Origin of the sequence: Psychromonas arctica, assembly GCF_036697365.1 — a bacterium.
GTDB classification, from domain to species: Bacteria; Pseudomonadota; Gammaproteobacteria; order Enterobacterales; family Psychromonadaceae; genus Psychromonas; species Psychromonas arctica_A.
In genome coordinates this window covers 43,859-56,152 of the sequence record NZ_JBAHZA010000008.1, presented here as the reverse complement: position 1 = coordinate 56,152, position 12,294 = coordinate 43,859, and the positions used below count along the sequence as shown (strand labels likewise).

12 protein-coding genes are annotated in these 12,294 nt (G+C 37.1%); 7 read left to right on the top strand and 5 right to left on the bottom strand.

Features of this window, described 5'->3' with window-relative positions:
* Window positions 1-12 precede the first annotated feature (12 nt).
* The 4 genes from V5290_RS10625 to V5290_RS10610 all read left to right on the top strand — a co-directional run bounded on the left by V5290_RS10625 (window position 13) and on the right by V5290_RS10610 (window position 3,593).
* Window positions 13-612, top strand: a complete 600-nt coding sequence (locus tag V5290_RS10625; RefSeq protein WP_333385204.1) for a TRAP transporter small permease — start codon at window positions 13-15, stop codon at window positions 610-612.
* On the top strand, window positions 609-1,952 hold the full coding sequence (locus V5290_RS10620; protein WP_333385201.1) for a TRAP transporter large permease: 1,344 nt from the start codon (window positions 609-611) through the stop codon (window positions 1,950-1,952). Before V5290_RS10625 ends, V5290_RS10620 begins: the two co-directional genes overlap by 4 nt.
* A gap of 57 nt (window positions 1,953-2,009) precedes the next feature.
* Window positions 2,010-2,507, top strand: coding sequence for a universal stress protein (locus tag V5290_RS10615; RefSeq protein ID WP_333385198.1), 498 nt, complete (start codon window positions 2,010-2,012; stop codon window positions 2,505-2,507).
* Window positions 2,508-2,981: 474 nt separating this feature from the next.
* Complete coding sequence (locus V5290_RS10610; protein ID WP_333385196.1) at window positions 2,982-3,593, top strand: MarC family protein; 612 nt, start codon at window positions 2,982-2,984, stop codon at window positions 3,591-3,593.
* 21 nt (window positions 3,594-3,614) lie between these two features.
* On the opposite strand, the gene V5290_RS10605 is transcribed toward V5290_RS10610, so the two are convergent.
* Window positions 3,615-4,352, bottom strand: coding sequence for a sulfite exporter TauE/SafE family protein (locus V5290_RS10605; RefSeq protein ID WP_333385194.1), 738 nt, complete (start codon window positions 4,350-4,352; stop codon window positions 3,615-3,617).
* 228 nt (window positions 4,353-4,580) lie between these two features.
* On the opposite strand from V5290_RS10605, the gene V5290_RS10600 reads away from it, so the two are divergent.
* Together V5290_RS10600 and V5290_RS10595 are read left to right on the top strand one after the other, a co-directional pair.
* Window positions 4,581-5,951 carry an aspartate aminotransferase family protein gene (locus V5290_RS10600; protein ID WP_333385191.1) on the top strand — a complete coding sequence of 457 codons (1,371 nt, stop codon included), beginning with the start codon at window positions 4,581-4,583 and terminating at the stop codon, window positions 5,949-5,951.
* 148 nt (window positions 5,952-6,099) lie between these two features.
* Window positions 6,100-6,867, top strand: a complete 768-nt coding sequence (locus tag V5290_RS10595) for an SDR family NAD(P)-dependent oxidoreductase (protein WP_333385189.1) — start codon at window positions 6,100-6,102, stop codon at window positions 6,865-6,867.
* A gap of 100 nt (window positions 6,868-6,967) precedes the next feature.
* On the opposite strand, the gene lrp is transcribed toward V5290_RS10595, so the two are convergent.
* Window positions 6,968-7,450 (bottom strand): leucine-responsive transcriptional regulator Lrp, encoded by a 483-nt coding sequence (lrp, locus tag V5290_RS10590; protein ID WP_333385509.1) that lies wholly within the window; start codon window positions 7,448-7,450, stop codon window positions 6,968-6,970.
* Window positions 7,451-7,611: 161 nt separating this feature from the next.
* On the opposite strand from lrp, the gene ald reads away from it, so the two are divergent.
* Window positions 7,612-8,742 (top strand): alanine dehydrogenase, encoded by a 1,131-nt coding sequence (gene ald / locus V5290_RS10585; RefSeq protein WP_333385186.1) that lies wholly within the window; start codon window positions 7,612-7,614, stop codon window positions 8,740-8,742.
* Window positions 8,743-8,796: 54 nt separating this feature from the next.
* Here the strand turns inward: ald and V5290_RS10580 are convergent, their stop codons facing one another.
* The 3 genes from V5290_RS10580 to V5290_RS10570 all read right to left on the bottom strand — a co-directional run bounded on the left by V5290_RS10580 (window position 8,797) and on the right by V5290_RS10570 (window position 12,178).
* Window positions 8,797-9,780, bottom strand: coding sequence for an MDR family oxidoreductase (locus tag V5290_RS10580; RefSeq protein WP_333385184.1), 984 nt, complete (start codon window positions 9,778-9,780; stop codon window positions 8,797-8,799).
* A 47-nt stretch (window positions 9,781-9,827) separates the two neighbouring features.
* Window positions 9,828-10,460 carry a TetR/AcrR family transcriptional regulator gene (locus tag V5290_RS10575; protein ID WP_333385507.1) on the bottom strand — a complete coding sequence of 211 codons (633 nt, stop codon included), beginning with the start codon at window positions 10,458-10,460 and terminating at the stop codon, window positions 9,828-9,830.
* 125 nt (window positions 10,461-10,585) lie between these two features.
* A complete protein-coding gene (locus V5290_RS10570; RefSeq protein ID WP_333385180.1) occupies window positions 10,586-12,178 on the bottom strand; it encodes a methyl-accepting chemotaxis protein in 1,593 nt (530 codons plus the stop codon).
* Between the last annotated feature and the right edge of the window lie 116 nt (window positions 12,179-12,294).

The window sequence follows — 12,294 nt, the reverse complement described above, 5'->3', positions numbered from 1 at the left end:
AACAGGGACACAATGATGAAAATAATTTTTAAAATATTCGATAACTTAGAAAGTTATCTATGTAGAGCATTATTAGTAACATTTGTTACGCTACTTTTTGTTCAAATACTTTCCCGTGAGCTTTTTGGTCACTCTATTACATGGAGTGAAGAACTATCTGTTTACCTATTTGTATGGTTTGTTTTTCTTGGTTCAAGCTATGCGGCAAAATTGTCGGCACATAACCGTGTGACTTTTCACTACAAATGGCTACCACAAAAGCTCAGTACCTTTTTTGAATTGGCTTCTGATGTCTTATGGGTAAGCTTTAACAGCTACTTTATTTACTTAAGTTATGACTTTGTTTTTAATCGAATGAATTTATTTTGGAAGTCACAAACGCTTGGCATTCCGATGAAATATATATACTTAATTTTGCCAATCGCTTTTGTATTAATGACGATCCGCATCATACAAGTAAATTACTTGAAGTTTATTAAAGGGATGGAAGTTATTGACCCTGAATCACAAGAAATGAACGAGCTAATGAGTCATGAATTATCCTCTGATGAAGAAATTAACGACAAAACAGAGCAGAAAAAATCAACAGGGAAGATGGAGAATAACTTATGAGTGAAACATCCATTGTAATGGTTCTGTTTGGATCATTCTTAGCCTTATTAATCCTTGGTGCACCGGTAATGGTGTCATTAGGTATTGCTGCTTTAGCATCATTTTTTTACTTGGATGAAAACCCAATAAAGTTTGTACAAATAGCTTTTAATTCTGTGGGCTCATTCCCGCTAATGGCTTTACCTGCTTTTATTTTAGCTGGCGCATTGATGGAAGCCTCCGGGATATCCAAACGCTTAGTGACTTTAGCTGAAAGTTTCGCAGGACCAGTAACAGGTGGGATGTCTGCTGCTGCGATTTTAGCATGTATGTTTTTTGGTGCTATTTCAGGATCAGGCCCTGCAACAACTGCTGCGGTTGGTATGTTAATGATTCCTGCCATGGTAAACCGTGGCTATGATAAGGGTTATGCGTCTGCAGTAACTGCATCTTCTGGTGGGTTAGGAATTGTTATTCCGCCTTCAATTCCAATGGTTATTTTTGGCATTTCAGCACTTGGTTTAACTGTGCCTTTGGACGCCATTGCAAAACACGGTGAATTTCAAAGTATTTCCATTCCAAAAATGTTTATTGCAGGCTTTTTACCAGGTGTAGTGATGTCTGTTGGCTTAATGACTTTAAATTACATTCAGTGTCGTCGTTATGGTTTTAAAGGCAGCGGTGAAGGTTGGTCTGTTGCTCAAATTGGCAAAGCAGCTCGAAATGGCATTTGGTCTATTTTAGCGCCATTAGTGATTTTAGGTGGTATCTACTCAGGTTTCTTTACCCCAACTGAATCAGCGATTATTGCTATTTTCTACACGCTTTTTGTTGGTATCTTTATACACAAAGAATTGAAGATGAAAGATCTTATCCATTCTTTAGAAACAACGACTTGGTTGTCTGGGCGTGTTCTACTCATTTTATTTACTGCAACTGCTTTTGGTCGTATTTTGGTAGAAAATCAAATTCCAGGCATTGTAGCTGAATCAATGTTAAGTCTAACTGATAACTTGTATTTAATTTGGTTATTGATTATTGCTTTCCTATTGTTCGTGGGCATGTTTATGGAAACTCTGGCGGCAATTATGATTTTAACGCCAGTATTGTTACCTGTTGCTTATACACTAGGCATTGACCCAGTTCACTTCGGTATTGTAATGGTTTGTAGTTTATCAATTGGTTTTTCAACACCACCATTAGGTGAAAACTTATTTGTTGCTTCAGGTATTTCGGATACACCATTAGAAGAAGTGACCGCTAAAGCATTACCATTTGCGCTTGTCTCTACAATCATGGTTATTATCATTGCGTATATACCGCAAATAGCGTTAACCATGCCAAGCCTATTAGGCTATTAGATTGTTTAATCACCCACTTTAGGCAACTAAAGTGGGTTAGCAATAAAGGGATCGATTATGTTTCAATTTGATAAAATACTATACTGCACAGATTTATCGCAGGGCTCTAATGAGTGCTTTAAATATGCCGCTTTTTTAGCTAAAAAAACAGGTGCTGAAATACACGTATTACATGTTGTAGAAAAGCTTTCAAATGATGCAAAAATGGCCTTAGAAAGCTATGTGATGGACTCTGTACAACGCGCTGAAATGCTAGGGTCTCGCAAACGCCAAGCAAAAGCAAAACTGGCCACCAAACAAGAAGACTTTTGGGCACAAGTCACAGACGATGAAGATCTTGCGGTCAGAAAGCAGATTAAATCTATTAATATCATTGAATCTTTTCCAATGGAGGCCATTTTAAAAGCATCAAGGGAGAGAGAAGTGGACCTAATTGTAATGGGGACACATGAGAAAGGATTTGTTGAAACTTTTTTGGGCAGTGTCGCTAGAAATGTATTAGCTCGATCTCGTATTCCTGTATTAGTCGTGCCGCTTAAAGAGCGCAAAAGGTAATTTTTTAGTACATTAGCTAACAGATGATAAATAAAACCATCTACTGCTATTTAACAACTACAATAGACTCGTTTATTAATATCATTGCTATTAAAGCCAAGTTAATTGATTAACTTGGCTTTTTTATTGGCACCACGTGTTGTCAGAGACACTTAAGCAATTATCTGTTCATGCTCTTTCAGCTAAGTTATAGCACTTTCCAATAAACAGCTTATCTATTTACTTGTTAAAACAGCCGATTTTTTATTACAAATATAGATAATATATTTAATGCAATCTGGATTAATGAGGTTATCGTTACTAATAACATTAACTTATTCTTAACTGTATTTTTTTAAAGTGCCGCTAAAAATTGCTATGTACTTCTATTTATATCTTAAATTACGCTGTTTTATTACATGAAATGTAACTTATTTATTTAATATAATTGCTACTATCACTGCTTCGCTCTTTTACCTGGTAAGGTGACATATTATGGAAAATACATTCTCAATTTTCTCAACAGCTATTTTATTGTTTTTTATTTTAGACCCATTCGGTAGTGTTCCTTTGCTATTGAGCATCTTGAAAAACATAGACAAAAAAAGACACTCAAAAATCATTATTAGAGAAATGTTAATTGGACTAGCAATCTTGATTATCTTCTTGTTTTTTGGAGAGCAGTTCTTAAGCTTATTTCATTTAGAAACTCCCGCGATTAGCTTAGCTGGTGGCATAATTTTCTTCGTCATCGCCCTCAAAATGATTTTTCCTAGTCCCGGTGGTGGTGACTTATTTGCTACGAGTAAAGGCGAAGAGCCATTAGTTGTGCCAATTGCTATTCCAATGATTGCCGGCCCTGGTGCCTTAGCGACCTTGTTAGTGTTAGCCAAAACTAACGCAGAGCATGTTGGTGGATTATTTACTGCGCTGTTATTAGCTTGGGTGCTAGCTGTGGCTGTGTTGTTATGTTCACCACAGCTTTACAAAATCTTAAAAGATAAGGGGTTGAAAGCATTAGAACGTTTAATGGGGATGTTGTTATTAATGATGTCAGTACAGATGTTTATTGATGCTATTCGTGTTCTGTTACCTACGTTTAAATAGGTTATAAAAGGCGTTTAACAACTAAGTTGTTAAACTAACAAAGCTATTCGCCATACCCAATAATGCAACGACAACCATGATTGGTAAAGCAAAGCTTTTTAATGATGTTGGCGGTTTTTTATTAAATAGATACTGACCATATTTAACTGCGATGAGTGCAGGAAGGATTAAAATTAATACTGCTTTAGGGAGTGTACTGTCTGTCAACCCGCCACTGATTAAAGAGATAACAGCAAGCCCTTCACTAGCAATAAAGAATAAAATCATGGTTGCGCGTTGTGTACTGGTGCTTAAGTGACTTGAAAGCATATAATAAACTATCATTGGTCCTCCAATAGAAGCACTTGCAGTGCCTGCTCCAGAGGCTAAACCAAAACCTATTTTAGTACGATTCTTATCAGCGTTAAAAGGTCTAAAGCTAGAAAAAAGTAGCATTGCTAAGCCAAGAATGGCGACACAAATAAGTACTTTGAGGATCTCTGCCGGAATAAATAATAAGAAACAATAACCGATGGGGATCCCTAAAATGGCACCAAAAATAAGTTTACGTAATGTTGGGAAATCAGCTTGTTTTACGGCTTGCTTCCACAGGTTAATGCTACAAAGTAAATCAAGGGATAATACAATCGCGACACTTTGTTGAGGCTCAAAAAACAAATTCAAACCAACCACTGCAATCACGGCAAATCCAAAGCCACTATATCCGCGCACTATTGCTGCAAATATTACAATAGGCATTACGTACCAAATTTGTTCCACTTATCTTCCTTAATATTAGTCATCTTCGACATTACTATCCTGATATTTAATTAGTAAGAGTAGGGCCAGAAAAAATTAATCGTAGAGCCATATTTATCAATAAGTTTTAAGTTTTTCAGTTATCAAAACTGGTGCTATCAAATAATCATGTTGGCGCTAGGGGGAGATAAACTTTCTGAGTTAATGTGAAATGGACAGTATTTGCACATTATTCAAGGAGAAGGGTAGATGGAAACACAAACACGCACGTTAATTGAACAAGATCGTAATCATGTATGGCACCATTTAAGTCAACATAGTGTTTTAAAAAATCAAGACCCATTGGTGATGGTGAAAGGCGAAGGATCTCGCATTTGGGATGCAAAAGGGAACAGTTATCTTGATGCTTCTTCTGGTGGTGTTTGGTGTGTGAATGTAGGCTATGGTCGAACTGAAATTGCTGATGCGGTACGCGATCAAATCGCTAAACTTAATTTTTTTGCAAGTACTGCAGGTACTCAGCCAGTAGCTGAATTTTCTGAAAAACTTTTAGAAAAAATGCCAGGCTTGAGCCGCGTTTATTACGCTAGCTCAGGGTCTGAAGCAAATGAAAAAGCGTTTAAAATTGTACGCCAAATCTCTCAGCAAAAATATGGCGGCAAGAAACATAAAATATTATATCGTGAGCGTGATTATCATGGCTCAACGATTGGAGCGCTAAGTGCAACAGGGCAAGAAGAGCGTCGCCAACATTATGGTCCATTTGCATCAGGTTTTGTTGAATTTCCTCATTGCTGTGAATACCGTAGTCAGTTTGGAGACGTTACTGATTATGGCGTGTTAGCAGCCAAAGAATTAGAAAAAGTTATTTTACGAGAAGGTCCAGATACGGTTGGGGCTGTAATATTTGAACCAATAACTGCGGGCGGCGGAGTTATTACTCCTCCTGATGGTTATTGGCCAGCAGTCATGGATATCTGTAAAAAATATAACGTGTTGATTCATATCGATGAAGTAGTATGTGGAATGGGTAGAACCGGTGAGTGGTTTGGTTATCAGCACTACGGTATTAAGCCTGATCTAGTGACGTTAGCAAAAGGTGTGGCATCAAGTTATGCGGCAATATCATGTCTAGTGACCACCGAAGCTATTTTTGAAGAGTTTTTATCGGAAGGTGAAGATCGCGAAGTGTATTTTCGAGATGTTAGTACTTATGCTGGCTGCACTGCAGGCCCTGCTGCTGCGTTAGCAAACCTTGAAATACTAGAAAGAGAAAATCTAGTCGAAAATAGTGCCAAGATCGGGGAGTACTTACTAGAAAAATTTCATGGTCTTGCAGAAAAACATCATATTATTGGTGATGTACGCGGTAAAGGCTTGCTTTTAGGGATAGAGTTAGTGAGTGACCGTGCACTTAAAACACCAGTAGTGGAGGCAGTTACGGTTAAAATTGCTGGCGCATGTATGAAAAAAGGACTAATAATTGGACGAACCAATCGCTCATTTAAGTATCTCAACAATACTCTATGTTTTTGTCCGGTGCTAACGTTAACCAAGACAGAAGCTGATTTTATTGTTGATACATTAGATGCTGTATTGACGGAATTTACAGAACTGTAACTTTGTTCATTATTATTATCTTGATAGGATTAATAGCAAAATGGTAATGGTATATTTAACTGTACTTTACTGGTCTTTATTATAGTTGTTCAGGGCTTTATATTAATTAACTGAACCCTTTTTTATTTGTATTTTTAAGGAATCTCATATGACTGCATCACAACGTCCTGTAGTACTTATCACCGGTGCAACTGCTGGCTTTGGTTTAGCAACAGCGAAAAAATTTGCTCAGCAGGGTTATCCTCTTGTTATCACTGGCCGAAGAGAAGAGCGTTTAAAGGCATTAAGTGAAGAATTATCACCTTTAACTAGCGTTCATTATGCGGTATTGGATGTACGTAGCAGTGAAGCGGTTGCAGAGTTTACTAACAACCTACCTGAAGCGTTCAAGCAAGTTGCTATTTTAGTTAATAATGCTGGTCTTGCGCTAGGTGCTGAACCTGCTGATCAAGCAAGTCTATCTGATTGGCATACTATGATAGATACCAATGTTACTGGCTTAGTAAATGTAACACATAGCCTATTACCAACATTAAAAGCACAAAAGTCTTCTACTATTATCAACTTAGCAAGTATTGCAGGTAATTGGCCTTATCCTGGTAGCCATGTTTATGGGGCAAGTAAAGCATTTGTCGCGCAATTTTCTCGTAATCTACGTAGTGACTTTGCAGGTACAGGAGTACGAGTAACAAGCTTAGAGCCTGGTATGGCTGAGAGTGAATTTAGTTTGGTTAGGTTTAAGGGAGACCAAGATAAATACGATCAAATTTATCAAGGTGCGAATGCAATTCAACCAGAAGATATCGCTGATATTATTTTATGGATTGCCGAGCAGCCGGCCCATCTTAATATCAATAGCCTAGAAGTGATGCCAACATCACAGGCGTGGGACAACTTTAAGATTGTCAAAAAATAAATTGGTTAAACTATTGATAGACCTAAATGCTTTAGGTCTATCAAAAAATATTTATATCTGATTTTATATAATACTCTGCTTCCATTCACCAGAACTGACGTTAATTGGGGATATTAATTGTGGTGAGGTATTTTACTTCTTCCATGACTACATAAGTTTTAGAGCTCTTGATGTTAGGAAGTGATAGCAATGTTTCACTGAGTACTTTTCTGTAAGCTGACATATCTGCTACGCGAGTTTTCAGAAGGTAATCAAAATCACCAGAAACCAGATGACATTCTAAAATTGAATCTAGTTGTTTGGCCGCTTCGTTAAAGCGTTCAAATACATCGGGGCTAGAACGTTTTAACGTTAATTCGATATAGACTAATAAAGAGGCACCTAAATGCTCGGGGTCAAGTAGCGCGGTGTAAGACTGAATTACTTTTTGCTTTTCTAAGCGTTTAACACGCTCTAAACAAGGTGTTGGGCTTAATCCTATTTTTTGCGATAATTCTACATTCGAAATTCGACCATTTTTTTGTAACTCTCGCAATATATTTCTATCTATCCTGTCTAGTGACATAAACTGCTTCCTTTCAATATTGTAAAATTATTAACTGCAATAATACTTTTTTGTAAATTTATAATCTACATAAATGTTAATAAATAAAGAAATATAGGGGATAAAACTATTTATTAATCTTTATACTATCGATAACGCTTATTTATTAACCAAGTCACTATCATTCTAAGGAGCAGTATATGATTATCGGCGTACCAAAAGAGATTAAAGTTCACGAATACCGTGTAGGTATGACACCTGCTAGTGTAAAAGAAGTAACTTCAGCTGGGCATACCGTGTATATCCAACAATCAGCAGGTCAAGGAATTGCCTGTAGTGACCAAGAATACATTGATGCAGGTGCAGTAATACTTGCTACAGCTGAAGAGGTCTTTGCTCAATCAGAAATGATTGTAAAAGTAAAAGAACCATTAGCTGTAGAGCGCGCTATGCTTCGCCCTGATCAATTATTATTTACTTATTTACATTTAGCACCTGATCCGGCACAAACTCAAGATTTGATTAACAGTAAAGCTGTATGTATTGCCTATGAAACAGTCACTAGTGATAATGGTAGTTTACCATTATTAGCCCCAATGTCAGAAGTAGCTGGACGTATGTCTATTCAAGCTGGTGCTGCTTGTTTAGAGAAATCACATGGTGGCGTTGGCCTATTGCTAGGTGGGGTAGCTGGTGTGGCTCCTGCTAAAGTAGTTATTATTGGTGGTGGAGTAGTTGGGTGTAACGCAGCGCAAATGGCGATTGGCCTAGGTGCTGATACTACTATTGTTGATAACAATATTGATACTTTACGTAAAGTAAATGCTCAATTTGGATCGACTATTAAAACTGCTTACTCCAATAAATATAATCTTGAGTCTTTGGTTTTAGATGCAGATTTAGTCGTCGGTGGTGTATTGATTCCAGGCGCAGCAGCACCTAAATTAGTGAGTGCTGATATGATTAAAAAAATGCGTGCCGGTTCAGCTGTTGTTGATGTTGCCATTGATCAAGGTGGATGTTTTGAAACATCTAAAGCAACCACGCATAGCGACCCAACTTATATTATTGATGATGTGGTGCACTATTGTGTTGCAAATATGCCGGGAGCGGTTGCTAGAACGTCTGCATTCGCACTAAATAATGCGACACTACCGTACATATTACGTCTTGCTAAATTAGGTTATAAAGAGGCTTTATTAGCTGATGACCATTTGAAAAACGGCTTAAATGTAATACATGGTAAAGTGACTAACCTGAGTGTCTGTGAAAGCTTAAATATCCCTTATGTTGCAGCGGATGAAGCACTAGCAACACCTTTTTCTGCTTAAAAAATATGCCCACTTAAAGTGGGCATTTTCATTTTACTCTCATTAGTTTTAACGCTAATTTGTAATATTAACAACCACACGTCCGCGAACTTTACCTTGAATAAGTTGTTCAGCAGTATCAATAGTTTCTTCTAAGGTAATTTCTTTAGCAATATCACCAAAGACCGAAGCATCCAAAATATTAGCTAAACGATCCCAAGCCTCAACTCTATCTGCTGTTGGACGCATTACACTATCAATACCTGCTAAAGTGACGCCGCGCAGAATAAATGGCATTACTGTAGTGGGTAAATCCATACCCTGCGCTAAACCACATGCTGCTACTACGCCGCCATATTTAAGGCTGGCACAAACATTAGCCAAAGTATGGCTACCAGCTGTATCGATAGCAGCGGCCCAGCGCTCTTTAGTTAATGGACGACCTGGTTCAGTCAATAGTGCTCGATCAATTACTTCTGATGCGCCTAGTTTAGTTAGGTACTCAGCTTGATCCATACGGCCCGTTGAAGCCACCACTTGGTAACCTAACTTTGTTAAAATACTAATCGCAAAACTACCAACACCACCATTTGCACCGGTCACTAAAATCTCACCACTGTCAGGGGAGATACCATGTTTTTCTAATGCAATTACGCATAACATTGCGGTGTAACCAGCAGTACCAATAGACATTGCCTGACGAGCAGAAAAAGCGTTAGGTAAAGGAATCAACCAATCACTGTTTAAACGTGCTTTTTCAGCTAGCCCACCACAATGGACTTCACCTACACCATAACCGTTAAGTAAAACCTGATCGCCTACTTTAAATTTATTACTAGTCGTCTCTTCTACCGTGCCGACTAGATCTATTCCTGGTACCATCGGAAAATGACGGGCAACCGGTCCTTTACCGGTAATGGCTAATGCATCTTTATAATTCAGGGTGCTATATGCGACTTTGATAGTGACATCACCGTCCGGTAACACACTCTCTTCTATTTGTTGTAAAGCAGAACGGTATCCTTGTTCATCTTTTTCAATTAAAACGCCTTTGAACATATATTGCTCCTATTAGACCGATCGTCTATTAAGGTTTAAAATAAATTTTAGCGCGGTAATCCCGCCATAAAATGATAAAAATAGTTATCTATTGGTGTCGTATCTTGAGTTAAACGTGTTCGGCTTACAGCACCTTCCCAACCAATCCAGAAGTATTCTGCTAGCTTTTGCGTATCTGCACTTTGCGATAGATCATGGTTTGCTTTAGCAAGTTCTAAGCAGGCCGCGATACGATTCTGCCATGCAATAAAAACATCACTTAGAATAGGTCGGAAACTTTCAGGTAACAAATCAACTTCTTGCCCTAAATTACCAATTAGGCAACCGCGTTTAAACTGATGGTGTGCTAAGCCAGATTTAGCGTCCGCTACAAAGTTAGCAATGCGTGTTAATGCTGGATAACTATCATCTAATAGATGCGTATCCAGTTTGTGCGAAAAATAGTTTGCATAGCTATCAATTACTGCCAAACCAAAGGCTTCTTTGCTGTTGAAGTAATGATAAAAAGAGCCTTTAGGTACACCGACTTTCTTCAAGATAGGGTCAATCCCTGAAGCGGAGAATCCACTTTCAGTGAGTTGTTCGAGTCCACTACGTATTAATTCTGCACGTGTATCTCGGTTACCCGATTGATTTTTTGGTGGCCTACCACGACGTGGTTTAGTGATTGATATTGTCATATTCAATATAATAGACCGATCGTCTAGTTAATTCAAAATATTTATGAGGGAAGTGTAAGAATTTTAGAGTATCTATTGTAAACTCTCGCTGTTTATTAACTTGGCATATACTCTTTTAATAAAGTCTATTCATATTTAAATTGTCTAACCAGTTTGTTCAATTCGATTACATCCGCTTTAAGGTTTTCTCCAGTGGAATTCATCTTACTTATATTGTTTGCATTGGAATTAGAAGCTTCTGAGATCTTAACAATATTTTTTTCAACCTCAGAAACGACCTGATTTTGTTCAGCAGTAGCAGAAGCAATATGCGTATTCATTTGGTTTATATTTTTAATATTTTTTGAGATCACATTTAGTGAAGCAGATAATTCCTCTACTTGGCTATGTGATTGTTCTGCATTTTCTTTGCTCACTGAAAATGTATTAACAATTTCTCCTACATTTTCACGTAACCGACTTACTATATCTTGTATCTCTTGTGTTGACTCTTGAGAACGCCCTGCTAGTGATCTCACTTCATCGGCTACTACTGCAAAACCTCTTCCTGTTTCTCCTGCTCTCGCCGCTTCAATTGCTGCATTGAGTGCTAGTAAATTTGTTTGTTGTGATATTGCGACTATAACGTCTAACATACCTCCAATATTGGCACTATCATCGCCTAAACGTTTAACAACTTCTTGTGCGGATGACATTCTTTTAGATAGTTCTCCTATTTGCAATGTTGTAGTTTTGCAAATATTAATACCATTTTCTATATGTTCATTTACAACAATTGTTTCATTAGAAGCATCAACAGTATACTGAGCGACTTCTTTAGACGAAGCTGTGAGTTGATTCATTGCGTTTGTTGTTTGTTCTATTTCACATAGCTGAATATGCATGTTGTTTTTCGCATCGTTTGCAGAGTCTTGCAAAGACCCTGATGTTTGATTTAATTCTTTAATTGTTTCACTAACGGTTTTAATAACAGCCTGTGTTTTTTTAATGAAACTATTAATATGTAAAGACGCGATACCAAGCTCATCGTTATTCGATTCAGAAAGCCTTTTTGTTAAATTACCTTCTCCATTTGCTAATTCATTAGCCATATTCTTCATAGAATCTAATGGCTTTAATAAGCCTTTTAAAGTCATTATGTATATTATAAATAATACTGTTAAAAATAGAAAAGTTAGAAAGTAGATTGAAGATTTTATTTTGGCTGAGTTTTCGCTTTGTTTACTGAGATTTTTTTCTGAACGTTCTCTTGCCATCGACATTACTTGCTCTACTTGTGTTGTGATAGCTTCTGCAGTTGCATCGAAATTTGGCATTATTTTATTTCCACCTTCTGGTCCAAATTCTATATAAGCATTAGCCATTGCTTTACCAGTTATGAAATAATTCTCAAGAGTAGGTAGCATATCTTTATAAAATGTTGCATTGTCGTAGTCGATTATCGCTAATTCGGATAATAACTTTATTGCAACTTGACGATTTACTTCTGCGACTTCGATTCCGTCATTTAAGCCATCCATAGCTCTTGTTGCACTTATATCCGTTAGCCATTGTTGAACTTGAATCACTGCTATTTTAAGTTCATAGTTTTTGAAAAGAATAGGCTCAATGGTATTTGCTATATTGATCGATGCTTTATGAATTCGGTCACTCTGATAAAGCATAAATGCCGATTGAAAAATGACTACTGTTACTAAAAAAAATAAAACTAGGTACATTTTTCTTCTTATCGTCATGATTAACTTCGCTATATAGTTTTTAATTTAAGTATTAAGTTATGATATTTCAAAATATTAGTCTAATTTTTAAAAAAAACTAAGGACCTAGATCAAGT